General features: G+C 73.4%; 23 protein-coding genes and 1 pseudogene. 21 read left to right on the forward strand and 3 right to left on the reverse strand.

The features are described 5' to 3' along the window. Positions 1–31: 31 nt before the first annotated feature. Entirely contained in the window at positions 32–697 is a 666-nt protein-coding gene (locus ACFVQG_RS06530; protein WP_383377513.1) for a CBS domain-containing protein, read from the reverse strand. Between the two features lie 374 nt (positions 698–1,071). On the opposite strand from ACFVQG_RS06530, the gene ACFVQG_RS06535 reads away from it, so the two are divergent. The 4 genes from ACFVQG_RS06535 (at position 1,072) to ACFVQG_RS06550 (ending at position 5,773) form a co-directional block, all read left to right on the forward strand. After that, positions 1,072–2,478 (forward strand): APC family permease, encoded by a 1,407-nt coding sequence (locus ACFVQG_RS06535; protein WP_383377969.1) that lies wholly within the window; start codon positions 1,072–1,074, stop codon positions 2,476–2,478. Positions 2,479–2,604: 126 nt separating this feature from the next. Next, positions 2,605–3,819, forward strand: coding sequence for an arginine deiminase (locus ACFVQG_RS06540; RefSeq protein WP_383377515.1), 1,215 nt, complete (start codon positions 2,605–2,607; stop codon positions 3,817–3,819). A gap of 25 nt (positions 3,820–3,844) precedes the next feature. Further along, complete coding sequence (gene argF, locus ACFVQG_RS06545; RefSeq protein WP_383377517.1) at positions 3,845–4,846, forward strand: ornithine carbamoyltransferase; 1,002 nt, start codon at positions 3,845–3,847, stop codon at positions 4,844–4,846. Between the two features lie 3 nt (positions 4,847–4,849). Beyond that, positions 4,850–5,773, forward strand: coding sequence for a carbamate kinase (locus ACFVQG_RS06550; RefSeq protein WP_383377519.1), 924 nt, complete (start codon positions 4,850–4,852; stop codon positions 5,771–5,773). A gap of 86 nt (positions 5,774–5,859) precedes the next feature. Here ACFVQG_RS06550 and ACFVQG_RS06555 read toward each other — a convergent pair whose 3' ends face one another. After that, on the reverse strand, positions 5,860–6,237 hold the full coding sequence (locus ACFVQG_RS06555) for an STAS domain-containing protein (protein ID WP_383377521.1): 378 nt from the start codon (positions 6,235–6,237) through the stop codon (positions 5,860–5,862). A gap of 219 nt (positions 6,238–6,456) precedes the next feature. Between ACFVQG_RS06555 and ACFVQG_RS06560 the strand changes: the two are divergent. From ACFVQG_RS06560 to ACFVQG_RS06580, 5 genes and pseudogenes are all read left to right on the forward strand, one after another. Then, positions 6,457–6,891, forward strand: a pseudogene (locus tag ACFVQG_RS06560) (pyridoxamine 5'-phosphate oxidase family protein); the annotation flags it as partial. Between the two features lie 156 nt (positions 6,892–7,047). Further along, a complete protein-coding gene (locus ACFVQG_RS06565; protein ID WP_383377523.1) occupies positions 7,048–7,677 on the forward strand; it encodes a hypothetical protein in 630 nt (209 codons plus the stop codon). 102 nt (positions 7,678–7,779) lie between these two features. Further along, complete coding sequence (locus ACFVQG_RS06570) at positions 7,780–10,470, forward strand: GNAT family N-acetyltransferase (protein ID WP_383377525.1); 2,691 nt, start codon at positions 7,780–7,782, stop codon at positions 10,468–10,470. Between the two features lie 26 nt (positions 10,471–10,496). Next, entirely contained in the window at positions 10,497–11,231 is a 735-nt protein-coding gene (locus tag ACFVQG_RS06575) for a CBS domain-containing protein (protein WP_383377527.1), read from the forward strand. A 16-nt stretch (positions 11,232–11,247) separates the two neighbouring features. Beyond that, complete coding sequence (locus ACFVQG_RS06580) at positions 11,248–11,757, forward strand: flavodoxin domain-containing protein (protein ID WP_383377529.1); 510 nt, start codon at positions 11,248–11,250, stop codon at positions 11,755–11,757. An 87-nt stretch (positions 11,758–11,844) separates the two neighbouring features. On the opposite strand, the gene ACFVQG_RS06585 is transcribed toward ACFVQG_RS06580, so the two are convergent. Then, a complete protein-coding gene (locus ACFVQG_RS06585; protein WP_383377531.1) occupies positions 11,845–12,333 on the reverse strand; it encodes a universal stress protein in 489 nt (162 codons plus the stop codon). Between the two features lie 267 nt (positions 12,334–12,600). Here ACFVQG_RS06585 and ACFVQG_RS06590 point away from each other — a divergent pair, with 267 nt between their 5' ends. The 12 genes from ACFVQG_RS06590 (at position 12,601) to ACFVQG_RS06645 (ending at position 25,181) form a co-directional block, all read left to right on the forward strand. After that, positions 12,601–13,584 (forward strand): Acg family FMN-binding oxidoreductase, encoded by a 984-nt coding sequence (locus ACFVQG_RS06590; RefSeq protein ID WP_383377534.1) that lies wholly within the window; start codon positions 12,601–12,603, stop codon positions 13,582–13,584. A 404-nt stretch (positions 13,585–13,988) separates the two neighbouring features. Beyond that, the gene (locus tag ACFVQG_RS06595; protein WP_383377537.1) at positions 13,989–15,785 is read left to right on the forward strand and encodes an ATP-binding protein; all 1,797 of its coding nucleotides are present in this window, start codon (positions 13,989–13,991) and stop codon (positions 15,783–15,785) included. Positions 15,786–15,868: 83 nt separating this feature from the next. Then, the gene (locus ACFVQG_RS06600) at positions 15,869–16,303 is read left to right on the forward strand and encodes a roadblock/LC7 domain-containing protein (protein WP_383377539.1); all 435 of its coding nucleotides are present in this window, start codon (positions 15,869–15,871) and stop codon (positions 16,301–16,303) included. 2 nt (positions 16,304–16,305) lie between these two features. Continuing rightward, positions 16,306–16,677: a DUF742 domain-containing protein gene (locus tag ACFVQG_RS06605; protein WP_383377971.1), complete on the forward strand. Its 372-nt coding sequence runs from the start codon at positions 16,306–16,308 to the stop codon at positions 16,675–16,677. Between the two features lie 196 nt (positions 16,678–16,873). Beyond that, a complete protein-coding gene (locus tag ACFVQG_RS06610; protein WP_383377973.1) occupies positions 16,874–17,434 on the forward strand; it encodes an ATP/GTP-binding protein in 561 nt (186 codons plus the stop codon). Positions 17,435–17,494: 60 nt separating this feature from the next. Next, the gene (locus tag ACFVQG_RS06615; protein WP_383377541.1) at positions 17,495–18,067 is read left to right on the forward strand and encodes a GAF domain-containing protein; all 573 of its coding nucleotides are present in this window, start codon (positions 17,495–17,497) and stop codon (positions 18,065–18,067) included. 159 nt (positions 18,068–18,226) lie between these two features. After that, positions 18,227–19,255 (forward strand): L-threonine 3-dehydrogenase, encoded by a 1,029-nt coding sequence (gene tdh, locus ACFVQG_RS06620; protein WP_383377543.1) that lies wholly within the window; start codon positions 18,227–18,229, stop codon positions 19,253–19,255. Positions 19,256–19,334: 79 nt separating this feature from the next. Further along, positions 19,335–20,534, forward strand: a complete 1,200-nt coding sequence (locus tag ACFVQG_RS06625) for a glycine C-acetyltransferase (protein ID WP_383377545.1) — start codon at positions 19,335–19,337, stop codon at positions 20,532–20,534. Between the two features lie 18 nt (positions 20,535–20,552). After that, a complete protein-coding gene (locus ACFVQG_RS06630) occupies positions 20,553–21,455 on the forward strand; it encodes a LysR substrate-binding domain-containing protein (RefSeq protein ID WP_383377547.1) in 903 nt (300 codons plus the stop codon). A gap of 107 nt (positions 21,456–21,562) precedes the next feature. Beyond that, complete coding sequence (locus ACFVQG_RS06635; protein WP_383377549.1) at positions 21,563–22,090, forward strand: (2Fe-2S)-binding protein; 528 nt, start codon at positions 21,563–21,565, stop codon at positions 22,088–22,090. After that, positions 22,087–23,073: an FAD binding domain-containing protein gene (locus tag ACFVQG_RS06640; RefSeq protein WP_383377551.1), complete on the forward strand. Its 987-nt coding sequence runs from the start codon at positions 22,087–22,089 to the stop codon at positions 23,071–23,073. Before ACFVQG_RS06635 ends, ACFVQG_RS06640 begins: the two co-directional genes overlap by 4 nt. Further along, positions 23,073–25,181 carry a xanthine dehydrogenase family protein molybdopterin-binding subunit gene (locus ACFVQG_RS06645; protein WP_383377553.1) on the forward strand — a complete coding sequence of 703 codons (2,109 nt, stop codon included), beginning with the start codon at positions 23,073–23,075 and terminating at the stop codon, positions 25,179–25,181. Before ACFVQG_RS06640 ends, ACFVQG_RS06645 begins: the two co-directional genes overlap by 1 nt. Positions 25,182–25,187 lie beyond the last annotated feature (6 nt).

Raw genomic sequence — 25,187 nt, forward strand, 5'->3', positions numbered from 1 at the left:
TTCCCTTACCGCTACCGCGGGTCCCTTCCCGCTACCGCGGGCCGGTGTGGTCCGTGGGACCGGTGACGTGGAACTCCACGTCCACCACGCCCTCCACGGCGCGGATCAGCCGGGCGGCCACCGGGATCAGCGCGGTGTCCCTGACACTTCCGCTGACGGTGACACGGCCGTCGTCGACCCGCACCGACAGCGGCTGCGGGGGCGTGAGGAAGACGGACGAGACGACCTCGCGGCGCACCTCGTCGGCGATCTCCTCGTCCGGCCGCAGGAACACCTTGAGCAGGTCCGCCCGGCTGACCAGCCCCTCCAGCAGGTCCGTGGGGCCGACCACGGGCAGTCTCTTCACCCTGCGCTGCGCCATGATGCGGGCCGCCTCGGCGAGCGGGGCGTCGGCGTGCACCGTGACGGCCGGGCTGCTCATCAGCTCCCCGGCGGTCAGGGCGCCCGCCTTGGCCAGGTCGGACAGCCGCTCCCGCTGGGTGAACCGGTCGGGATCGCTGTCCCGGAACTCCTCCTTGGGCAGCAGATCGGCCTCGGAGACGACGCCGATGACCCGGCCCTCGCCCGCCAGCACGGGCAGGGCGCTGATCCTCCACTGCTCCATGAGCCTGACGATGTCCTTGAACGAAGCGTCGCGGCCGACGGCGACGACGGTGTGCGTCATCACATCGCTCACGACGTAGGGGCTGCGCTGCACGGTGCCCTCCTCCAGGCATGGGACTCCTGATTCCAGCGTCGGTCCGGAAGGCACCGGGGACCACGGGCCGACCGTCCCCGGGGAGGGGTCGATGGGCCTCGCCGGAGCCGTCCCCGGCCCTCCTCGACCGGCCTCGGCCGACAGGGGCCGGTCGGGCCAGCGGCAGCCGGGACCTCCGGGCCCGGGCGGGGACCTGTGGGCCTGTCCCGGTGATCGACCCCGCGCAGAAGGATCGGGACCGGAGGCGGTCGTCACAACGGCCGTTCTCCGCCCCAGCCTTCAGCGCAAGGAGCACAGCCATGTCCCCGACCGAACCGGGCGGCACCAGGACACCGCCCAGCGCGGCGCTCGGCCTCCCCGCCGCCTCCGCCCTTGTGATCGGCAGCATCATCGGCACCGGCGTCTTCGCCCTGCCGTCCGCGCTCTCGCCCTACGGCCCCATCGCGCTGGTCGCCTTCGTCGCCGTCACCCTCGGCGCGCTGGCCCTGGCGCTGACCTTCGGCGCGCTGTCGAAGCGGGCGACGGCGAGCGGAGGGCCGTACGTCTACGCCCGTGAGGCGTTCGGCGAGTTCGCCGGGTTCCTCAACGCCTGGTCGTACTGGATCACCGCGTGGGCGGGCAACGCCGCGATCGCGGTGGCCTGGGTCGGGTATGTCGAGGTGTTCGTCAACACCGGGCACGACAAGACCGCATCGGTGCTGATCGCGCTGGTCGGGCTGTGGATCCCGGCCGCGATCAACCTCACCGGGGTGCGCAACACCGGCGCGTTCCAGGTGATCACCACGGTGCTGAAGTTCGTACCGCTGGTGTTCATGGCGACCATCGGGCTGCTGTTCATCGACCCGGACAACTTCGGCGCGTTCAACTCCAGCGGTCAGTCCGCGCTCGGCGCGATCTCGGCGGCCGGGGCGATCGCGCTGTTCAGCTACCTCGGTCTGGAGGCGGCGGCGGTGGTCGCGGGCCGGGTGCGCGACCCGGAGCGGAACGTGCCGCGGGCGACCGTGTACGGCACGCTCGTGTGCGCCGTGATCTACATCCTCGGCACCCTCGCCGTCTTCGGCACCGTCTCGCACACCCGGCTCGGGGAGTCCAGCGCGCCGTTCACCGACGCCGCGAACAACATCCTCGGCGGCACCTGGGCGGGCGACGCGGTCGCCATCGCCGCGATCATCTCCGGGATCGGCGCGCTCAACGGGTGGACCATGCTGTGCGCGGAGATGCCGTACGCCGCCGCCCGTGACGGACTCTTCCCCGGCGCCTTCGCCCGGCTGCGCGGGGAGAACGGCGTCCCGGTGTTCGGCATCGTCGCCTCCACCGTGCTGGCCTCGCTCATCACCGTCTTCAGCTACACCCGCTTCGACGACGTCTTCACCAAGATCGTCCTGCTGAGCGTGCTGACCGCGGTCATCCCGTACCTCTTCTCCGCCGCGGCCCGGCTGTACTGGCTGCTGCGCGGCCGGGCCGGACTCAGCCGGGGCGCCCTCGCCAGGGACCTCACGGTGACCGTGCTCGCCATGGCCTTCTCCTACTGGTCGATCCAGGGCAGCGGCTACCAGACCGTCTACTACGGCCTGTTCGTGCTCCTCCTCGGGCTGCCGGTGTACGTCTGGCTCAAGCGCGACAGCGGCGTGTACGACGGTGAGCTGGCCGCGGACGGCGACCCGTCACCCACGGCCACGGACACCACCGACGGCCGGGCACCGGAGACGCCGCCGGTCGTACCCGCCCCGCGCCGCCCGCGCACCGGAGTACTGCACAACCTCCTGCGGCATCACGACTGACGGCCCCGACCACGGCGCCTCGGCCCCACCCCACCCCGGACAACACGCCGAGGCGCCCCCCACCCTCCGACGCCACAGCCCACCCCACGCCGTGCCGTCGGCCCCACCACTGGAGGAGACCCCGCCATGAACACCTTCCACGTCGACTCGGAGGCCGGACGTCTGAGGCAGGTGATCCTGCACCGCCCGGGGCTGGAGCTGTCCCGGCTGACGCCGCGCAACGTCGACGCGCTGCTCTTCGACGACATCCTGTGGGCCAAGCGGGCCAGGGAGGAGCACGACGCGTTCGCGCAGGTGCTGCGGGACCACGGGACCCGGGTGCACTACTTCGCCGAGCTGCTGGCCCAGACCCTGGACGTGCCCGAGGCGCGGGAGTGGCTGCTGGACCGGATCGTCACCCCGGCCGTGGTCGGCCCGGCGCTGGCCGACCCGGTGCGCGCCTTCGCCGCCGACCTCGACGGGGAGACCCTCGCCGGGTACCTCATCGGCGGGATGCTCAAGAGCGATCTGCCGATCGCCGCGCCGCACAGCCTGGTCTGGAGCGCCCTCGGCGCCGAGGAGTTCGCGCTGGCCCCGCTGCCCAACCACCTCTTCCCGCGCGACAACTCCTGCTGGGTCTACGACCGGCTGTCGGTGAACCCGATGGCCAAGACCGCCCGGCGCCGCGAGAGCCTGCACGCCCAGGTCATCTACCAGTTCCATCCGATGTTCGCCGACACCGCCCCGAAGCCGCTGCTCGACGGGCCCGTGGGCACCCTCGAGGGCGGTGACGTGCACGTCCTCGGCAACGGCGCCGTCATGGTCGGCATGGGCGAGCGCACCACCGCGCAGGCGGTGGAGAACCTCGCCGCCCGCCTCTTCGCCGAGGGCACCGCCCGGCGGCTGATCGCCGTGCAACTGCCCGCCGAGCGGGCGTACATGCACCTGGACACCGTCCTCACCATGGTCGACCGGGACGCCTTCGTCATCTACCCCGGTCTGGCCGACTCGCTGCGCTCCTGGACCCTGCTGCCCAGCGAGGCGCACGAGGCGGGCTTCTCCGTCACCCCGGACGCCGACCTGCCCACCGCGCTCGCCGAGGCGCTCGACCTGGACAAGGTGCGGATGCTCTCCGCCGAGCAGGACATCCGCAACGCCGAACGCGAACAGTGGGACGACGGCAGCAACTTCCTCGCCCTCGCCCCCGGCGTGATCGTCGGCTACGAGCGCAACGTCACCACCAACACCCATCTGCGCAAGCAGGGCATCGAGGTCGTCACCATCGCCGGCGGCGAACTCGGCCGCGGGCGCGGCGGCCCGCGCTGCATGAGCTGCCCCATCGAACGCGACCCGGTCGCCTGACCGCACGGACCCCGAGGGAACCACCATGACCGTCGATCTGCGAGGCCGCTCCTACCTGAGCGAACTCGACTTCACCGCCGAGGAGATCACCCACCTCCTCGACCTGGCCGCCGACCTCAAGGCGGCCCGCAGGGCCGGAACCGAACGGCCCCGCCTGACCGGCCGCCACCTCGCGCTGATCTTCGAGAAGACCTCCACCCGCACCCGCTGCGCCTTCGAGGTCGCCGCCGCCGACCAGGGCGCCGCCACGACCTACCTGGGCCCCGGTGACACCCATGTCGGCACCAAGGAGTCCGTCGCCGACACCGCCCGGGTCCTCGGCCGGATGTTCGACGCCATCGAGTACCGGGGCTCCGCCCAGTCCGTCGTCACCGACCTGGCCACCCACTCCGGTGTCCCCGTCTACAACGGCCTCACCGACACCGCCCACCCCACCCAGAGCCTGTGCGACGTCCTCACCATGCGCGAGCACAGCCCCAAGCCGCTGACCGACATCGCCTACTGCTACCTCGGCGACGCCCGCAACAACATGGGCAACTCGCTGCTGTCCATGGGCGCCCTGCTCGGCATGGACGTCCGCATCGCCGCCCCCGCCTCACTCCACCCGGACCCGGCCCTGGTCGCCGCATGCCGGGCACTGGCCGAGCGCAGCGGCGCCCGGATCACCCTCACCGAGGACGTCGAACACGCCGTACGGGGCGCGGACTTCCTGCACACCGACGTATGGGTGTCGATGGGGGAGCCCGCCGAGACCTGGGGCCAGCGCATCGACCTGCTGCGGGACTACCGCGTCGACACCAAGACCCTCGCCGCCACCGGCAACCCGGACGTCGGGTTCCTGCACTGTCTGCCGTCCCTGCACGACGACCGCACCCGCCTCGGCCGCCAACTGCGCGACAGCTACGGCCTGACCGGCCTGGAGGTCTCCGACGAGGTGTTCTCCTCGCCCGCCTCCCTGGTCTTCGAACAGGCGGAGAACCGGCTGCACACCATCAAGGCCGTCCTCGTCGCCACCCTGGAGGACTGAACCGTGCGCATCGTCATCGCCCTCGGCGGCAACGCCCTGCTGCACCGCGGTGAGCGCCCCGACGCGGACGTCCAGCAGGCCAACATCGACCGGGTCGCCACCGCCGTCGCCGCCCTCGCCCAGGAGCACGAGGTCGTCGTCACCCACGGCAACGGCCCCCAGATCGGCCTGCTCGCCGTGGAGAGCGCCACCGACCCCGCCCTCAGCGCCCCGTACCCGCTGGACCTGCTGGGCGCCCAGACCCAGGGCATGATCGGCTCCCTGCTGGTGCGCACCCTCTACGACACCCTGCCCGGGCGGCGCGTCACCGCGCTGGTCACCCACACCGTCGTACGGGCCGACGACCCCGCCTTCCGGCACCCGACCAAGTTCGTCGGGCAGGTCTACCCCCGCTCGGAGGCCCGCGCGCTCGCCCACCGGCACGGCTGGCGGATCGCCCAGGACACCACCGGCTGGCGGCGCGTCGTGCCCTCCCCGTCGCCCGAGCGGATCGTGGAGGCCGACATCGTCCACGAACTGCTGAACGCCGGCACCCCGGTGGTCTGCGCGGGCGGCGGGGGCGTCCCGGTCACCGCCGACCCGGACACCGGGGCCCTGCACGGCGTCGAGGCGGTCGTCGACAAGGACCTGACCGCCGCGCTGCTCGCCGAGGACCTCAAGGCCGACTTCCTGCTCATCCTCACCGACGTCCCCAACGTCTACGCGGACTACGGCACCCCCGAGCAGCGGCCCGTCCTCGACGCCACACCCACGGACCTGAGGCGCGGCGGCTTCCCGGCCGGTTCCATGGGGCCCAAGACGGAAGCCGCCGCCCGGTTCGTGGAACGCACCGGCGGCCTGGCGGCGATCGGCGCCCTGGAAGCCGCCCAGGAGATCGTCCACGGCCGGTCGGGCACACTCGTACGGCCGGAGATGCCCGTGCCGTGAGCGAGCGGGGGAAACACGGCGGCGGGCACATCACACGCGATGTGCCCGCCGCCGCCCCGTCCGCCCCCATCCGGCGGCCGAGGTCCCTAGCCCGCCACGGCGAGCGGGTCCGGTACGGCCCGCGGCAACCGGGCCCGTACCTCGAAGACGTCGTCCAGGCGCAGCGCCCCCAGGACCCGCAGGAACCGCGGGTCGGTACTGACCAGCCGCAGCCGGCCGCGCCGGGTCAGCACCCGGTTGCGGGCCCGGCACAGCGCGCCGATGCCCGTGCAGTCGATGAAGGACATCCCACGCAGGTCCAGCACCAGGTCCGGGCACGGCCCGGCGGTGAGGGCGTCCAGCCGTGCCGTGACGAACCGCGCCGTGTGGACGTCGATCTCGCCGCGCAGCTCCAGGACCGTGCTGCCGCCGACGCGACGCGCCGGGGAACACGGGGTCAGCCAGGTGTGCGTCGTCTCGGGCATGGAGGAAGACAACCGAAGACGCGGGGCGGCGAGGTAGGGCCGGTCGGCCCCGTTCGGCGGGTCGACCGGGACCCTGGGCCCCTCGTGGCGGCCATCCGCCCCAGGGCCGGTCTCCGGCGTGCACGGGACAGAAGGTCCCTCACGCCCGGGTCGGCACCTGCTGACCATGGAAGGACAACGCAGCCGACCGTGTGCCCTCAGGCGAAAGATGGAATGGCCATGTACCGCAACGACGGTTTCCGTGAACTCAGTCGGCAGGAATGCCTGCTTCTGATGGGCCGCGCCGACATCGGCAGGATCGTCCACACCCGCCAGGCCCTCCCCGCGGTCCTGCCCGTCAACTTCTCCCTGGACCACGACCATGCCGTCCTCGTGCGCACCGCCGCGGGCTCCGAGCTGGTGCGCGCGGTCGACGGCGCGGTGGTCGCGTTCGAGACCGACGAGGTCGACCGCGCCTCCGAGTCGGGCTGGAGCGTGGTCGTCACCGGCACCGCCACCGTGGTCACCGACCCCGCCGCGCTGCGCCGCCTCGCACACCACGGCCCGCGCTCCTGGGCGCCCTCCCCACGGGAGGTCTTCCTGCGCATCGAGCCCGAACTGGTCACCGGCCGGGAACTGGTCCGCGGGCGCACCATGTACGGCGTCGACCTGCCCGCCGAGCGCATCCCGGCGGTCGCCGAACGACCCTCCGGAAATAGGGCTGTTCAGCCCAGCGGGCGCGGACCTTCGGCATCCGGCGCACCCGGTCCCGTACCAGCAGAGTGAAGGTGTCAGGCACCACCCGGACCGCTCCCCGAAGGGAACACCGTCATGGCCGTGCACAACCACCCGCACCAAGGTACGGGCTTCCACCTGCCGTCGCTGCGCCGAGGCCGGACCACCGCCACCCCGGAGTCCGACGCCGCCGCTCTCAGTGACACGCACACCGCGCGGGCGTACGTCTTCGGGTCCGTCCGGCTGCTGATGGGCTTCGTCTTCCTGTGGGCCTTCCTCGACAAGACGTTCGGCTTCGGCTACGCGACCCCGTCGGGCAAGGGCTGGATCGACGGAGGCTCGCCCACCCTGGGCTTCCTCAGCTCGGTCAACGTCGGGCCGATGGAATCGACCTTCCACTCCTGGGCCGGTGACACCTGGACCGACTGGATGTTCATGCTCGGTCTGCTCGGCATCGGTGTCGCCCTGATCAGCGGCGTCGCGCTGCGGCTCGCGGCGGTCGCGGGCACCTTGATGATGGCGTTCATGTGGATCGCCGAATGGCCGCCCGCCAAGCACCTCTCGGACGGCTCGGCCAGCATGTCGACGAACCCGTTCGCCGACTACCACCTCGTCTACGCCGCCATCCTGATCGCCCTGGCCGTCGTCTCCGCCGGGAACACCCTCGGCCTCGGCCGCCTGTGGGCCAAGCTCCCGTTCGTCCGCACCAACGGCTGGCTCCGCTGAACCGCGCGGGACATCCGAGGGCCGCACCCCCGGGCCCTCGGATCGTTCCCGCCCCCTCCGGGACGCCCAATGACGCGCGACCACCAAGGAGACCGATCCGCGATGACGGACGACGTGCTGCACAGCCCCCCGGTCCACGCCCTGCTCGCCGACGGCACCACCGTGCGCATCCGCCCCGTCGAGCCCGCTGACCGCGCCCAGCTGGAGGGCCTCTACCAGGAGATGTCCCCGGAGAACCTGCGCCTGCGGTTCTTCGCCGCCAGCCGCCGGGCCGCCGACCAGGCCGCCGAGCGGGCCTGCGCACCCTGCCGCCCCGGCCACCGGGCACTGCTCGCCGAGCGGGCACAGCAGGTGCTCGGCCTCGCCGAGTACCACACCGGCGACGACGCGGTCACGGCGGACTTCTCCATCGCCGTCGCCGAGGGGCTGCACCACCGCGGCGTCGGCACCCTCCTCGTCGAGCACCTGGTCTCCGCGGCCAGGAACGACGGCATCACCACCTTCACGGCCGACGCCCTCAGCGAGAACCACCGGGTGATCCGCCTCTTCACCGACCTCGGCCTGCACCTCACCCGGCGCCTCGACGGCCCGGAGCTGCACTGCACCATCGCCCTCGACCCCGACGACACCTACCTGTCGGCCGTCGAGGAACGCGGCCGGACCGCCGACGTCGCCAGCCTCGAACCCCTGCTGCGGCCCACGACGGTCGCCGTCATCGGCGCCGGACGCAAACCGGGCTCCGTCGGCCGGGCCCTGCTGCACCATCTGCACACCGGCGGCTTCGCGGGCCGCCTGTTCGCGGTGAACCCGCGCTGCACCTCCGTCCTCGGCGTCCCCTCGTACCCGTCCGTCGCCCTGCTCCCCAAGGTGCCCGACCTCGCGGTGATCGCCGCCCCCGCCGCCACCGTGCCCGGCATCGCCGAGGAGTGCGGCAGGGCGGGCGTACGCGCCCTGGTGGTCGTCTCCGCGGGCCTCGACAGCGGCACCGCGAGGGCGCTGGTCACCGCCTGCCGCGCCCACGGCATGCGCCTGGTCGGCCCGAACTGCCTCGGCATCGCCAACACCGAACCCGGCCTCGCCCTGGACGCCACCTTCGCCGCCACCCACCCCCGCCCCGGCACCGCCGGGGTCGCCGTACAGTCCGGCGGGGTCGGCATCGCCCTGCTGGACGGGCTGTCCCGGCTCGGCATCGGCGTCTCCAGCTTCGTCTCGCTCGGCGACAAGTACGACGTCAGCGGCAACGACCTGCTCCAGTGGTGGGAGAGCGACGACCGCACCGACCTGGCTCTGCTGCACCTGGAGTCCTTCGGCAACCCGCGCGCCTTCTCCCGCACCGCCCGGCGCGTCACCCGCCGGATGCCCGTCCTGACCGTGGACGCCGGGCGCACCGACGCCGGACGCCGGGCCGCCGCCTCGCACACCGCTGCCGCCGCCACCGGCACCATGACCCGCCAGGCCCTGTTCACCCAGGCCGGGATCACCGCCACCCACTCCATCGGCGAACTCCTGCAGACCGCCGCCCTGCTGCACTCCCAGCCGCTGCCCACCGGCACCCGCGTCGCCGTCGTCACCAACGCGGGCGGCGCCGGGGTGCTGGCCGCCGACGCCTGCGCCGAGGCGGGCCTGGTCCTGCCGCAGCCCACCCCCGACCTCGTCGACGACCTGCTCGGCGTGCTGCCCGAGGGCGCCTCGACCGGCAACCCCGTCGACGCCACCGCCGCCGTCACCGAGGCCGAACTGCGCGCCTGTGTCGACCGGCTGATGGACCATCAGGGCATCGACGCGGTCCTGGTCGCCCTGGTGCCCACCGCCGTCGCCGTCGCGACCGGCGACGACCTGGTCCGCGCCCTCACCCGCCAACCGGCCCGCCGGGCCCACCCGGTCGCCGTCGTACGCCTGGAACAGGAGGCGCCCGTCACCCTGCTGCCCGCCGTCGACGGCACCGTGCCCTCGTACGCCGAACCCCGCGCCGTCGCCCGCGCGTTCGCCCACGCCGCCCGCCGCGCCACCTGGCTGGCCCGCCCGGCCGGAACCCCCGCGGAACTCGACGACGTCGACACCGCACGCGCCCACGAGGTGGCCGAGGACTTCCTCGCCGCCCACCCGGACGGCGGCTGGCTCGACCCGCGCACCTGCGCCGAACTGCTCGCCTGCTACGGCATCCCCCAGCTGTCCTGGGCCTGGGCCGAGACCGAGGACGACGCCGTACTCGCCGCCGAGCGGCTGCGCGGCGCGGACGGCCGGGTCGTGCTGAAGGCCCACTGGCCCGGCCTGGTCCACAAGAGCGAACAGCGCGCCGTCCATCTCGACCTGCGCGGCGACGCCCAGGTCCGGGCCGCCTTCCGGGACCTGGAGACCCGGTTCGCCGGACTGCTGACCGGGGTGGTCGTCCAGCCCCTCGCACCACGCGGCACCGAACTCTTCGCCGGGGTCGTCCAGGACGAGGTCTTCGGACCGCTGGTGCTGTTCGGGCTCGGCGGCACCGCCACCGAGGTGCTCGCCGACCACGCCGCCCGCCTCGCCCCGCTCACCGACCACGACGTCCACGACCTGATCACCGGCCCGCGCTGCGCCCCGCTGCTGTTCGGCGCGCACGGCAACGGCCCCGTCGACCTCGACGGCCTGGAGCAACTGCTGCACCGCCTGTCGCGGATGGCGGCCGACCTGCCCCAGCTCGCCGAGGCCGACTTCAACCCCGTACTCGCCACTCCGGAACACGTCACCGTCCTCGACGCCCGGCTGCGGCTGCTGCCGCGCCGCTCCCAGGACCCCCATCTGCGCCGACTGCGCTGAAACGCGCCGCAGGGAAGGACCCCGCCATGAAGCACAACAAGGTCGGCTCCGTGATGACGACCGACGTCGTCCGGGCCGAGTACGGCACCACGTTCAAGAGGGTCGCCCGGCTGCTCGCCGAGCACGACATCAGCGGGCTGCCCGTGGTCGACGAGGACGAGCACGTCATCGGTGTCGTCTCCGAGACGGACCTGATGATGCGGCAGGCGCAGACACCCGATCCGTACGCCCCGCCCGCGCGGCGGCGGTTCATCGCCCTGCGGCCCGGGGCGCGGCGCCGCGCGGCGAAGGCCGAGGCCCGTACGGCGGGGCGGCTGATGACCGAGCCGCCGGTGACCGTGCACGCCGACGACACCATCGTGGCCGCCGCCCGCACCATGGCCGAGCGGCACGTGCAGCGGCTGCCGGTGCTCGACGAGGAGAACCGGCTGGTCGGCATCGTCACCCGGCGCGACCTGCTCAGGGTCTTCCTGCGGCCGGACGAGGAGATCCGCCAGGACGTGTTCCGCGAGGTGCTGGAGCGGACGCTGTGGCTGCCGCCGCACAGCATCGACGTGTCCGTCACGGAGGGCGTGGTGACGCTCTCCGGCGACATGGAACGCAAGAGCGAGACCGAGATCGCGGTGTCCATGACCCGCCAGATCGACGGCGTCGTGGGGGTCGTCGACAGGCTCACCCACCGACTGGACGACTCACGCCTGCCCGCCGCCGACGGACGGGCCCTGCACGGCGTGGCCGACGACTGGCTGCGCAGACTGTGAAAGGAGGCGGACGACCATGACAGGCAAGGTGCTGATCGCCTACGGCACGACGAACGGCTCCACGGCCCGGATCGCCGAGACGGTCGCGGAGGTGCTCCACCGCGAAGGCGTCGACGCGGAGGCACTGCCCGCCCGGGCCGTGCCCGACGCCGCGGTGTACGACGCGGTGGTGGTCGGCGGGGCGCTGTACGCCGGGCGCTGGCACAAGGACGCCCGCCGCTTCGTCCGGCGCCACCGCGGCGAACTGGCCGGGCGGCCCGTGTGGTTCTTCAGCAGCGGCCCGCTCGACGCCTCGGCCTCCGAACGCGAGATCCCACCCGTCCCCGGCGTCCGGCGCGCCATGACGGCCCTGGACGTCTCCGGCCACGTCACCTTCGGCGGCCGACTGGAGGAGGGCGCCCGCGGCCGGGTCGCCCACATGATCCTCCGCTCCGGCAAGGGCGGCGACTACCGCGACTTCAGTGCCATCGAGTCCTGGGCGACCGGCATCGCCCGCGACCTGACGGCGAACGAGAGGAAGGACTGACGGACCAGGAGGGGAGCGGGGCGCTGTGTGCCCCCGACGCCCGGGCGGGGGCCCGGGCGTCGGGGGCACGGGCGTGCGCTACGAGGGTCAGGGCGAGGCCCCGACCAGTGCGAGCGGCGCCGGGACCGGGGCGGGAACCACGACCACCGGCACCGTCGCGAGCCGTAGGCACTCGCGGCTGACCGGGCCCGCCGCGGGGGCGCCGTCCTGCGGGTGGGCGGTGCGGCCGAGGGCCAGCAGGGCCGCGCCGCGGGCGCGGTGCAGGAGGACGCGGGCGGCCGGGCCCTGGATCAGTTCGGCGCGTACGCCGGTGCCGATCCGCGGGCCCATGACCCGGCGTACCGTCCCGGCGAGCAACTGGGCGGCGGCGAGTTGTTCCTCGTCCGGTGCCGGGAGGGCCGCGGCCGGGGCGTACGGGGCGATGCGCGGGCCGCTGGGTTCCCAGGCGTGTACGGCGACGACGTCGACGAGCAGCGCGCGGCCCTGCGCGGCGGCCCAGCGCAGGGCCGCCGCGGAGGCCTCGGAGCCGTCGACGCCGACCACGATGGCCGGACGGTGGTGGACGGGTACGGACATGACAGCCTCCCGAAACAGGTTCCCGGGACTCCCGAACAAGGGCCCGCGGAACGTGCCTTCGAAACAGCTCCTCACCCCAGCCTGACCCGGCCACTCGCCCCCGCGCCCTGGGCCCACCGGCACCCGCCAACCGCCGACCGGCCCTAGTCGCCGCCTTCCCGGGCCCTCATGAGGCCCCTCGGCCCGCGCCGGGGACCTGCGGCCCCTCCTGCCGTCGCAACGCCCGGACCAGCATGGGGACAGGAAGCTGGAGAAAGGGCGACACCCATGTCCGTCGTCATCGCACCCCCCGGTCACGCCTCCGCCTATCTGGTGCGCGCGGCCGTCACGGCACCCTCGGTCTACAACACCCAGCCCTGGTACTTCGTCGCCGACGGGGACCGGGGCATCCAGGTGTACGCGGACCCCGACCGAGGAATGCCCCGCACCGACCCCAACGGCCGCGAACTGGTCGTCAGCTGCGGGGCGGCCCTGTTCAACATCCGCCTCGCCATGCGGCACCTGGGCTTCGCCCCGGTCGTACGGCCCTTCCCCCGCCCCCACGACCCGACCCTCCTGGCCCGCGTCGGCTGGGGCCCGTACGCCAGGCCCACCGGCGACGAGCAGCGCATGTACGGCGCCCTGCGCCGTCGGCACACCGTCCGCGGCCCCTTTCGCAACGATCCGCTGCCCGCCGGCATGGTCGACGCCCTGCGCGTCCAGGCCACGGAGGAGGGCGCCGTCCTGCACGTCGTGGACGACGTCGCGAGCCGCAAGCACCTGGCCGCCCTGGTCAAGGAGGCCGAGGGCATGCACCGGAAGGACCCCGGGCACACCGCCGAACAGGCCTCCTGGACCTGGCGCTCGGCCCAGCCCCGCACCGACGGGGTGCCCGCGGACGTGAGCGTGGCGCACCCCGACTGCACCGGCTTCGCCGGACGCGACTACGCCGGTCTGACGAGCATGTTCCCGGTCCCGCCCGGACGCTGGCCCGCCCCCGCCGGACTGGTGGCGGTGCTGAGCACGGACCGGGACGACCGGCTGGCCTGGCTGCGCGCCGGACAGGCGCTGGAGCGCATCCTGCTGTACGCCGCCGCCCAGGGCGTGATGGCCGCCTTCCACACCCAGCCGCTCGAGGTCGCCCGGCTGCGCACCCGGCTGCGCCGGGAGTTCCTCCCCGGCGACTTCCCGCAGATGATCCTCCGGCTGGGCTTCGCCCCGGTCCAGCGGATCGTGCCCCGCCGCCCCGCCGCGGAGGTGCTGCTCCGCTGACTCCCTGGCCCACCTTGAGCGTCACAGAGCGTGATTGTCTGGCCTTGGCTCGAAGGTGGCGGAATCCCGCCCGGAAAGGTCCGTCCCCTTCGTCGGATTGACTGCGCGCGAAGGGATGAAGGGGTGGTGCGGAGTTGACCTCGCGCTACATCGGTGACCCGTCATGAGCGTTTCTGATCAGGGAAGTTCGACTTCTTCCGGGCGCGCGACCGTTGTTCCGGCCTCTTGTCGGACTCCCGTGCGAAGCCTCATACCAGAGCGGGACGAAGGGCGAGGGACTTTGTCAACTGCCCACCGCACGTGTGGCACAGGCGACTACTGTGAGTGTCCGTCGGGCGACGCGGGGCCGAATTCCCGGCCCTCCCGACAAGGCCCCCGACCGACGGACCAGTACGAGGACGCCGATGTCTCACCTCCGCGCACCGGCCGCACGCGCAGACCGCCGTGAGGGCGGCGGGCGGCACGGACGGCCGGTCGCCCGCCCCGCCCCCGCACTGCCCGAGGCCCACATACGGCCGCAGCTCCTGCGGCTCGCCGTACTGCCGCCCACCGCGGTCGCCCTCAGCGCCTGCGCGGCCGTCCTGTTCACCGTCCGCTCCACCGGCGCCCGCCCCGGCCCCACCCTGTGGGCGGTGCTCGCCGGAGCCCTCTTCGTGACCGGCGCGGGCATCGTGATCGCCGCGATCGCCGCGGGCCGCGCCGCCCGGTCCGTACGGGACCGCCTCACCGCCCTGCGCCGCGGCACCGCCCGCCGCGAAGCCGATCTGCGGTCCCTCGTCGAGGCACTGCGCCGCGGCGAGACCCCGCCCCAGCGCAAGCCGCGCGGCGGCCCGCCCGAGGACGCGGACGACTTCGAACTGCTCGCCGCCGACCTCTCCCGCGCGCACGACGCCGCCGTCACCGCCGTCGTCCAGGCCGCCCAGCTCTCCAGCCGCACCCGCAGCGAACAGAAGCTCGAGGTCTTCGTCAACCTCGCCCGGCGGCTGCAGTCCCTGGTGCACCGCGAGATCTCCATCCTCGACGAGCTGGAGCACGAGATGGAGGACCCCGAACTGCTCAAGGGCCTCTTCCACGTCGACCACCTCGCCACCCGCACCCGCCGCCACGCCGAGAACCTCGCCGTCCTCGGCGGCGCCGTCTCCCGCCGCCAGTGGAGCAACCCGGTCACCATGACGGAGGTGCTGCGCTCGGCCATCGCCGAGGTCGAGCAGTACTCCCGGGTCCGGCTGGCCCCGCCCATCGACGGCGACCTGCGCGGCCACGCCGTCGCCGACGTCATCCACCTGCTCGCCGAACTCGTCGAGAACGCCACGGTGTTCTCCGCCCCGCACACCCATGTGCTGCTGCGCGCCAGCCATGTCACCTCCGGGCTCGCCATCGAGGTGGAGGACCGCGGCCTCGGCATGCCCGTCGCTGAGCAGGCCAAGATGAACGCCCTGCTCACCGACCCCGACCAGGTCAACGTCGCCCGGCTGCTCGCGGACGGCCGCATCGGCCTGTTCGTCGTCTCCCAGCTCGCCCGGCGCCATGGCATCACCGTCCGCCTCCAGGGCAACATCTACGGCGGCGTCCAGGCCGTCATCGTCGTCCCCCAGGGGCTCCTCGGCACGCTCCCGCAGCCGCCCGCCGCCACCGGCCAGACACCCGCCGCCACCGCCGTACCACCGCACCCCCAGCAGCCGTCCCGGCTCAGTGGCACGCCCGGCGGCACGCTCGGCGCCACCCCCGGCGCCACCCCCGGACCGCTTCCCGTCCGCGGCGACCACACCCAGCGGCCCACCCCCGCCGACGCCGTGCCCGGCATCCGCCCCGAGGACCGCGTCGTCGCCGAGCACACCGCCGCACCGCCCGTCCCGCGCACCGGCACCGTCCGCGGCACCATGGGCAAGCCCCAACTGCCCAGGCGCCGCGCCCAGGAACACCTCGTACCCCAGCTGCGCGGCGGCCCCCTGCCCCGCCAGGACGACGAGCACCACGTCGGCCACGACCCGAACCTGATGGCGGCCTTCCAGCGCGGCATCAGCCTCGCCGAGGCCCAACAGGGCCTGGACGCGGCTCCCGTGGGCGTGACCTACGGCGGGCGCCTCACGCCCCTGGAACCCAGACCGGTGCACACCTCCGCCGCGTCGGAGCCGCCCGGCATCACGCCCGCCCCCGACCACACCACCACCCGGCACGACGGGAGCCCATCGGGCGGATGACCACCGCACCCGACGCGCTCCCGACCCCGCCCCTGCCCCCCACCGCTGACGCGGACACCCGTACCCCAAGGAGTCGATCCCCCATGGCGAGTGACACGCCCACCGGCCATGTATCCGATCTCGACTGGCTGATGAGCGGCCTCGTGCAGCGCGTACCGCACACCAGCAGTGCGGTGCTCCTGTCCAGCGACGGCCTCGTGAAGTCGGTTCACGGCCTCGACCCGGACAGCGCCGACCACATGGCCGCCCTCGCGTCCGGCCTGTACTCCCTCGGCCGCAGCGCCGGAATCCGCTTCGGCGACGGCGGTGACGTCCGGCAGGTCGTCGTCGAACTCGACTCGACGCTGCTGTTCGTCACCACCGCCGGATCCGGCACCTGTCTCGCGGTACTGGCGGGCCGGGAGGCCGACGCGGCCGTGCTCGGCTACGAGATGGCGATGCTCGTCAAGAGCGTCCGCCCGTACCTGGTCACCGCGCCCCGCCAGCACGCCGTCGAACCCACGGCGCTGAGGCCTTGAGCGTGGCGGCGGCCGGTGACGGGCCGTGGCTGGACGACGCGGCCGGACGGCTGGTACGCCCCTACGCGGTCAGCAACGGACGGACCCGTCCGAGCACCGTTCTCGATCTCATGTCGCAGGTGATGGCCACCGGGGCCACCCCCCTCGGCTACCTCGGCCCCGAGCACGCGCAGGTCCTGAACCTGTGCCGAGCGCCTGTCCCGGTCGCCGAGGTCGCCGCCCACCTGAAACTGCCGGTGGCCGTCACCAAGGTGCTGCTGGCGGACCTCCTCGACAGCGGGGCGCTCACCACCAAGCCCCCCGCGTTCCACCACAACCCCACGGACCGGGCCCTTCTGGAGGCAGTGCTCGATGGACTACGACGACAGCTCTGACTACGACGGCCGCTCCGGCCCCGACTATGAAGGACCCCAGAACTATGGAGGACCCCATAACCATGAAGGATCCCAGAACTACGAAGGACCCGAGAACCACGCAGGACCCGACTACGGCGGACCCGACCGCGCCGATCCCGACCGCGCCGATCCCGACCGCGCCGATCCCGACGGGGAGGATCCCTTCCCCACCGCCCTGAAGATCCTCGTGGCGGGCGGCTTCGGGGTCGGCAAGACGACCTTCGTCGGCGCCGTCAGCGAGATCGCGCCCCTCAGCACGGAGGAACTGCTCACCACCGTGAGCGCCGCCACCGACGACCTCACCGGTGTCGAGAACAAGGTCGAGACGACCGTCGCCATGGACTTCGGCCGGATCACCCTCGACCGGCAGCACGTGCTCTACCTCTTCGGCACCCCCGGACAGCAGCGCTTCTGGTTCATGTGGGACGAACTGTGCGAGGGCGCCCTCGGCGCGGTCATCCTCGTCGACACCCGGCGCCTGGAGGACTGCTTCGCCGCCGTCGACTTCTTCGAGGAACGCGGACTCGGCTTCATCGTCGCCGTCAACGAGTTCGACGGCGGCCACCGCTACGACCCCGCCGAGGTACGCGCCGCCCTCGACCTCGACGAGCGGATCCCCGTCGTCCTGTGCGACGCCCGGATCTCCGCCTCCGGCGTCCAGACCCTGCTGACCCTCGTCCGGCACCTCATCGCCCATGCCCCGGCGCCCGCGCCGAGCCATGGCGCTTCCATGTGACACCCGCACCCACCGCACGGAGCCGCACATGACACACGCCCATCGCGACGGAGCCCGGCCATGAGCTACGAGCCGCCGCATCCGGTCGGTCGGCTGCTGCTCACCCCCGACGACAAGGAGGCCCCCGCCCGCGCGCGGCGGCTGCGCCACCTCGGCCTCGGTGAGCGCCCCGAACCCGCCCTCGACTCGTTCGCCGCCCGGCTCGCCGGTCACACCCAGGCGCCGTACGCCATGGTCAACTTTCTCGACGAACGCGGCCAGTTCTTCGCGGGGTTGCACACCCCGCCCGCCGGACCGGCCGTGCGGGACGACGGCACCCGGCCGCTGATCGGCCGCTACCTGCCCCGCGACCACGGCTTCTGCCCCCATGTGGTGGTCCGGCACAAGGCCCTCGTCCTGGAGGACGTACGCGACTACCCGCGGTTCGCGGGCAACCCGGTCGTCGACGGGTTCGGCATCCGCTCCTACCTCGGCGCGCCGCTGATCGACACCACCGGCATGGTGCTCGGCACGGTGTCGGTGGCCGACGTACGGCCACGGGCCTGGGGCCGGGCCGGTCTGGACACCATCAAGTCGACGGCCGCCGATCTCGCCGCACAGCTGGAGCGGGGCGGCGACGGGCACGGGCCCTGACGGACGGTGTGAAGGAAACCTTCGGCGGTGCTTAAGAAATCCTCGATGGACCCGGGGTCCGCCGATACGGCAGATTGCTAGGCGTTTCCACTCCTTCCCCCCGTCGCGGGCGCCTTCGGCATGCCCGGTCGCGGGGTCTCACCCTCAGGAGCCGTAGCGTTGAAGGCGCTGGTCAAGGAGAAGGCGGAGCCCGGCCTGTGGCTCACGGACGTCCCGGAGCCCGCCGTCGGGCCCACGGACGTACTGATCAAGGTGCAGCGCACCGGCATCTGCGGCACCGACCTGCACATCCGGTCCTGGGACGGCTGGGCCCAGCAGACGATCCGCACCCCGCTCGTGCTCGGCCACGAGTTCGTCGGCGAGGTCGTGGAGACCGGCCGGGACGTCGCGGACATCGCCCTCGGCGACCGGGTCAGCGGCGAGGGCCACCTGGTGTGCGGCAAGTGCCGCAACTGCCTCGCCGGGCGCCGCCACCTGTGCCGCGCCACGGTCGGCCTCGGCGTCGGCCGCGACGGCGCGTTCGCCGAGTACGTGGCGCTGCCCGCCGCCAACGTCTGGGTGCACCGGGTGCCCGTGGACCTCGATGTCGCCGCGATCTTCGACCCGTTCGGCAACGCCGTGCACACCGCGCTGTCCTTCCCGCTCGTCGGCGAGGACGTGCTGATCACCGGCGCCGGACCGATCGGGCTGATGGCGGCGGCGGTGGCCCGGCACGCCGGTGCCCGCAACGTCGTGATCACCGACGTCAGCGAGGAGCGCCTCGAGCTGGCCCGCAAGGTCGGCGTCAGCCTGGCGCTGGACGTCTCACGGTCCTCGATCGCCGACGGGCAGCGCGCACTCGGCCTGCGCGAGGGCTTCGACGTGGGCCTGGAGATGTCCGGCAACCCCGTCGCCATGCGCGACATGATCGCCAACATGACCCACGGCGGCCGGATCGCCATGCTCGGCCTGCCCGCCGAGGAGTTCCCGGTCGACTGGGCCCGGATCGTCACCTCAATGATCACGATCAAGGGCATCTACGGCCGGGAGATGTTCGAGACCTGGTACGCGATGTCGGTGCTGCTGGAGGGCGGCCTCGACCTCGCCCCCGTGATCACCGGCCGCTACGGCTACCGCGACTTCGAGGCGGCGTTCGCCGACGCCGCCAGCGGCCGGGGCGGCAAGGTCATCCTCGACTGGACGGCGTAATCCGTCGCGTCATTCCTCGCGTTATCCCTCGCACCATTCCTCGCGTAATCCCTCGCGTCATTCCTTAGGAGCTTCTCCGATGTTCGACTCCGTGCGCGACGATCTGCGCGCCACCCTCGACGAGATCCGCGCCGCCGGACTGCACAAGCCCGAGCGGGTCATCGGCACCCCGCAGTCCGCGACGGTGAACGTGACCGCGGGCGGCCGTCCCGGCGAGGTCCTCAACTTCTGCGCCAACAACTACCTCGGCCTCGCCGACCACCCCGAGGTGATCGCCGCCGCCCACGAGGCCCTGGACCGCTGGGGCTACGGCATGGCCTCCGTGCGCTTCATCTGCGGCACCCAGGAGGTGCACAAGGAGCTGGAGGCCCGGGTGTCGGCGTTCCTCGGCCAGGAGGACACGATCCTGTACTCCTCCTGCTTCGACGCCAACGGCGGCGTTTTCGAGACCCTGCTCGGCCCCGAGGACGCCGTCATCTCCGACGCCCTCAACCACGCCTCGATCATCGACGGCATCCGCCTGTCCAAGGCCCGCCGCTTCCGCTACGCCAACCGTGATCTGGCGGACCTGGAACAGCAGTTGAAGGAGGCCGTCGAAGGAGGCGCCCGGCGCCGCCTGATCGTCACCGACGGCGTGTTCTCCATGGACGGCTATGTGGCGCCCCTGCGCGAGATCTGCGACCTCGCCGACCGCTACGACGCCATGGTCATGGTCGACGACTCGCACGCCGTCGGCTTCGTGGGCCCCGGCGGGCGCGGCACCCCCGAGCTGCACGGCGTCATGGACCGCGTCGACATCATCACCGGCACCCTCGGCAAGGCCCTCGGCGGCGCCTCCGGCGGCTATGTCGCCGCCCGCGCCGAGATCGTCGCCCTGCTGCGCCAGCGGTCGAGGCCGTACCTGTTCTCCAACACCCTCGCCCCGGTGATCGCGGCGGCCTCCCTGAAGGTGCTGGACCTGCTGGAGGCGGCGGACGACCTGCGCGTCCGGCTGCGCGAGAACACCGCGCTGTTCCGGCGCCGGATGACCGAGGAGGGCTTCGACATCCTCGCCGGTGACCACGCGATCGCCCCGGTGATGATCGGTGACGCGGCCGAGGCGGGCCGGATGGCGGAGCTGCTCCTGGAGCGCGGCGTCTACGTGGTCGGCTTCTCCTACCCGGTCGTCCCGCAGGGCCAGGCCCGCATCCGCGTCCAGCTGTCCGCCGCGCACTCCACCGAGGACGTCAACCGGGCCGTGGACGCCTTCGTCGCCGCCCGCGCGGAGCTGGCCGCCTGACCTGAGAGAATCGGTCGCATGATCGAGGCGCGGCGGCTCCACATCCTCCGTGCGGTGGCCGACCACCGCACGGTGACGGCGGCTGCCGCCGCGCTGTACCTCACCCCGTCCGCCGTCTCCCAGCAGCTCACCGCGCTGGAACAGGAGACCGGCCACCGGCTCGTCGAGCGCGGCGCCAAGGGCGTACGGCTGACCGCGGCCGGTGAGATCCTGCTCAGCCACACCAACGCCGTCCTCGCCCAGCTGGAGCGGGCCGAGGCCGAGCTGGCCGCGTACGCCTCCGGCGCGGCCGGGACGGTCACCGTCGCCTCCTTCGCCACCGGCATCGCGCTGGTCGTCGCGCCCGCCCTGGCCCGCCTCGCCCAGTCCGCGCCCGGCATCCGGCTGCGCGTACAGGACGCCGAGGGCGACGCCAGCCTGCCGATGGTGCTCGACCGGCAGGTGGACATCGCCGTCGCCGTCGAGTACCGGGGGGCGCCGCCCGCCGACGACCCCCGGCTGACGCACGTACCGCTGTACGCCGAGCCGTTCGACGCGGTCGTACCGGTCAGCCACCGGCTCGCGGACGCGGCGGAGGTGCCGCTGGCGGAGCTGGCGAAGGACTCGTGGATCGGGCCGTACCCCGGCAATCCGTGCCATGACGTGGTGGTGCTGGCCTGCGAGAGTGCGGGGTTCCAGCCGCGCCTCGAGCACCTGTCCGACGACTTCCGGGCTGTGGTGGCGCTGGCCTCCGCCGACGCGGGCGTGGCGCTGGTGCCGCGGTCGGCGCTGCGGGGGATGTCGCTCAGCGGGGTCGTGGTGCGGCCCGTCGACGGGGTCGCGCCCACGCGGCGGGTGTTCGCGGCGGTGCGGCGCGGGGCGGAGGCGCATCCGCTGATCCAGCCTGTTCTGGGGGCGTTGGCGGGCGTCGCCGGGGGGTGAGTGGTCTGCCGCGGGGCCCGTCGTGGTTGCTCGCGCCGTTCCCCGCGCCCGCCCCTATGGGGCGCGCTCAGCGTGCCGGAGTGTGTCACGTGCCCCACGCTGGTCGCATGGATGTGGACGCATACAGCTCCGTCATCACGGTCGAGGTCAACGGCACCGCGCACACCCTCACCGTCGACCACCGCCGGGTCCTGCTGGACCTGCTGCGCGAGGACCTCGGGCTGACCGGCACCAAGAAGGGGTGCGACCAGGGGCAGTGCGGGGCCTGCACGGTGCTCGTCGACGGGCGGCGGATGAACAGCTGCCTGCTGCCCGCGGTCGCCCTGGACGGCTCGGCCGTCACCACCGTCGAGGGCCTCGCCGACGGGGACGGGCTGCACCCGCTCCAGCGGGCGTTCCTCGACCGCGACGCCTTCCAGTGCGGCTACTGCACCCCCGGCCAGCTCTGCTCCGCCGTCGGCGCCATCGCCGAGGCCGAAGCGGGCCATCCCTCCCACGTGACCGGCGCCGACGTGCCCGCCGGGCGGCCGGTGCCGCTCACCCGGGACGAGATCAGGGAACGGCTGAGCGGCAACCTGTGCCGCTGCGGCGCCTATCCGCACATCGTCGACGCGGTGGAGGACGTACTGACGTGAAACCCTTCGGCTACGTCCGCGCCACCACCGTCGAGGAGGCGGCCGACGCCTACTCCGCCGCGCCGGGCGCCCGCTATCTCGCGGGCGGCACCAACCTGGTCGACCTGATGAAGCTGGGCGTCGAACGGCCGGGCACCCTGATCGACGTACGAAGGCTGCCCCTGGACGACGTGACGGAGCTGGACGACGGCTCGCTGCGGGTGGGTGCCACCGTCCGCAACAGCGACCTCGCGGCCCACCCCGCCGTCCGCGACCGTTACCCGGCGCTGTCCCAGGCGCTGCTGTCCGCCGCGTCGGGGCAGCTGCGCAACGCCGCCACCACCGGCGGCAACCTCCTCCAGCGCACCCGCTGCGCCTACTTCCAGGACGTCACCAAGCCCTGCAACAAGCGGGAGCCGGGCAGCGGGTGCGGCGCCCGCGACGGCGTCCACCGCGACCACGCCGTCCTCGGGCACTCCGCGCGGTGCATCGCCACCCATCCCTCGGACATGGCGGTGGCGCTGGCCGCCCTGGACGCGCGCGTGGAGCTGTACGGCGTCGAGGGCGAGCGGAGCGTTCCCGTGACCGGCTTCCACCGGCTGCCCGGCGAGCACCCGGACCGGGACACCGACATCCGCCCCGGCGAGCTGATCACGGCCGTGGTGCTGCCCGCCGCCACGGCCCGGCTGCCCTCCGGCTACCGCAAGGCCCGCGACCGCGCCTCCTACGCCTTCGCCCTCGCCTCGGCCGCCGCCGTGCTCCAGGTCACCGACGGGGTGATCAGCCATGTCGCGCTCGCCCTCGGCGCCGTCGCCCACCGGCCGTGGCGGGCCCGGCGCGCGGAACAGGCGCTGCTGGGCGTCGCCCCGGCCACCGACGCGTTCGAGCACGCCGTGGGCCTGGAACTGGCGGCGGCCGAGCCGCTGCGGGACAACGCCTACAAGGTGGCCCTCGCCCATGACGTCGCCGTGGACGTCCTGCGCTCCCTGCACCGGAGGACCTGATGGCCAGCACGCTCACCGTCCGTTCCCAGACCGCCGTCGGCGCGCCCGTCGAGCGCCGGGAGGGCCGGGAGAAGGTGACCGGCCGGGCCCGCTACGCCGCCGAGCACCACCCGCCGGACGGGGCTTACGCCTGGCCGGTCACCGCCGCCGTCGCCCGCGGCCGGATCCGCTCCGTGGACGCCGCCCGGGCCCTGGCCCTGCCGGACGTCATCGCCGTACTCACCCACGACAACGCGCCACGGCTGACCGCGCCGGACGATCCGATGCTCCGGGTGCTGCAGGACGACCGGGTGCCGTTCCACGGCGCGTTCGTCGCCCTCGTCGTCGCCGAGACCCCGGAGGCGGCGCGGGCCGGTGCCGCCGAGGTGCGGGTGGCGTACGACGCGGAGGCGTACGACGTGACGCTGCGCGCCGACCACCCGGACCTCTACGAGCCCGAAGAGGCCAACGCGGGGTACCCGGCCCGCACTGAACGGGGCGACCCCGAGGGCGTGTTCGCCGAGTCCACCGTGCGGCTGGACACCGTCTACCGGGTGCCGCCGCTGCACAACCACCCCATGGAGCCGCACGCCAGCACCGTCCACTTCGACGGTGACCGGCTGCTGGTGCACACCTCCAGCCAGGGCACCACGGCGGTACGGGCCGTGCTCGCCGCGCTCCTCGACATGCCGGAGGACCGGATCACGGTCACCGCCGAGCACGTCGGCGGCGGCTTCGGCTCCAAGGGCACTCCGCGCCCCGACGTGGTGCTCGCGGTGCTGGCCGCCCGGCACACCGGCCGCCCGGTGACCCTCGCCCTGCACCGCCGGGTGCTGCCGTCCGTCGTCGGGCACCGGGCGCCGACGCTGCACCGCGTCCGCCTCGGCGCGGGCGCGGACGGGCGGCTGACCAGCGTGCTGCACGAGGTGACCACGCACACCTCCCGGATCAAGGAGTTCGTGGAGCAGGCGGCGGTCCCGGCCCGGGTGATGTACGCCGCCCCGCACAGCCGCACCGTGCACCGCGTGGTACCGCTCGACGTGCCGATCCCGTCCTGGATGCGCGCGCCCGGCGAGACGCCCGGGATGTACGCGCTGGAGTCGGCCATGGACGAACTCGCCGACGAACTGGGCATGGACCCGATCGAGCTGCGGATCACCAACGAGCCGGACACCGAACCCGACAGCGGCAGGCCGTTCAGCAGCCGCCACCTCGTGGAGTGCCTGCGCGAGGGCGCCCACCGGTTCGGCTGGTCCCGCGACCGCACGCGCGAGGGACCCTGGCTGGTCGGACAGGGGGTGGCCGCGGCTACCTACCCGGTCCTGGTGTCCCCGTCCACGGCGAGCGCGCACGCCCTGCCCGACGGCACCTTCGTCGTCCGGGTCAACGCCACCGACATCGGCACCGGCGCCCGTACCGTCCTCGCCCAGATCGCCGCCGACGCGCTCGGCGTACCGCTGGAGCGCGTGCGCACGGAGATCGGCAGCACCGCGTTGCCGCCCGCGCCGCTGGCCGGGGGTTCCTCGGGCTCCTCGTCCTGGGGCTGGTCGGTGCACGGGGCGTGCACCCGGCTGGCGGCGGCGCTGGCCGTGCACGCCGGGCCGCTGCCCCCGAAGGGCCTCGCCGCCCACGCCGACACCACCGGCCGGGCGGACGCCGACAGCCCCTACGCGCGGCACGCGTTCGGCGCGCACTTCGCCGAGGTCGCCGTGGACACGGTCACGGGGGAGGTCCGGGTACGGCGGCTGCTGGGCATGTACGCGGCCGGGCGGATCCTCAACGCCCGCACCGCGCGCTCGCAGTTCATCGGCGGGATGACGATGGGGCTCGGCATGGCGCTGACCGAGGGCGCCACCCTGGACGCCGCGTTCGGCGACTTCGCGGAGTGCGACCTGGCGATGTACCACGTGCCCGCGCACGCCGACGTCCCGGACGTCCAGGCGCACTGGATCGACGAGGAGGATCCGCACGTCAACCCGATGGGCAGCAAGGGCATCGGCGAGATCGGCACCGTCGGCACGGCGGCGGCCATCGGCAACGCCGTCCACCATGCGACGGGCGTCCGCTTCCGGGAGCTGCCGCTGACGCCGGACAGGGTGGGGGAGGGGCTGCGGGCGGCAACCCGGTGAGGGGCG

The sequence above is a fragment of the Streptomyces sp. NPDC057877 genome (genome assembly GCF_042796855.1).
Lineage (GTDB): Bacteria > Actinomycetota > Actinomycetes > Streptomycetales > Streptomycetaceae > Streptomyces.

Coding starts and splice junctions, on each gene's coding strand:
- ACFVQG_RS06625 (WP_383377545.1), top strand. CDS start 19,335: ATGTTCGACTCCGTGCGCGACGATCTGCGCGCCACCCTCGACGAGATC.
- ACFVQG_RS06555 (WP_383377521.1), bottom strand. CDS start 6,237: ATGCCCGAGACGACGCACACCTGGCTGACCCCGTGTTCCCCGGCGCGT.
- ACFVQG_RS06590 (WP_383377534.1), top strand. CDS start 12,601: ATGTCCGTCGTCATCGCACCCCCCGGTCACGCCTCCGCCTATCTGGTG.
- argF (WP_383377517.1), top strand. CDS start 3,845: ATGACCGTCGATCTGCGAGGCCGCTCCTACCTGAGCGAACTCGACTTC.
- ACFVQG_RS06615 (WP_383377541.1), top strand. CDS start 17,495: ATGAGCTACGAGCCGCCGCATCCGGTCGGTCGGCTGCTGCTCACCCCC.
- ACFVQG_RS06645 (WP_383377553.1), top strand. CDS start 23,073: ATGGCCAGCACGCTCACCGTCCGTTCCCAGACCGCCGTCGGCGCGCCC.
- ACFVQG_RS06580 (WP_383377529.1), top strand. CDS start 11,248: ATGACAGGCAAGGTGCTGATCGCCTACGGCACGACGAACGGCTCCACG.
- ACFVQG_RS06540 (WP_383377515.1), top strand. CDS start 2,605: ATGAACACCTTCCACGTCGACTCGGAGGCCGGACGTCTGAGGCAGGTG.
- ACFVQG_RS06575 (WP_383377527.1), top strand. CDS start 10,497: ATGAAGCACAACAAGGTCGGCTCCGTGATGACGACCGACGTCGTCCGG.
- ACFVQG_RS06565 (WP_383377523.1), top strand. CDS start 7,048: ATGGCCGTGCACAACCACCCGCACCAAGGTACGGGCTTCCACCTGCCG.
- ACFVQG_RS06635 (WP_383377549.1), top strand. CDS start 21,563: ATGGATGTGGACGCATACAGCTCCGTCATCACGGTCGAGGTCAACGGC.
- ACFVQG_RS06595 (WP_383377537.1), top strand. CDS start 13,989: ATGTCTCACCTCCGCGCACCGGCCGCACGCGCAGACCGCCGTGAGGGC.
- ACFVQG_RS06585 (WP_383377531.1), bottom strand. CDS start 12,333: ATGTCCGTACCCGTCCACCACCGTCCGGCCATCGTGGTCGGCGTCGAC.
- ACFVQG_RS06600 (WP_383377539.1), top strand. CDS start 15,869: ATGGCGAGTGACACGCCCACCGGCCATGTATCCGATCTCGACTGGCTG.
- ACFVQG_RS06570 (WP_383377525.1), top strand. CDS start 7,780: ATGACGGACGACGTGCTGCACAGCCCCCCGGTCCACGCCCTGCTCGCC.
- ACFVQG_RS06630 (WP_383377547.1), top strand. CDS start 20,553: ATGATCGAGGCGCGGCGGCTCCACATCCTCCGTGCGGTGGCCGACCAC.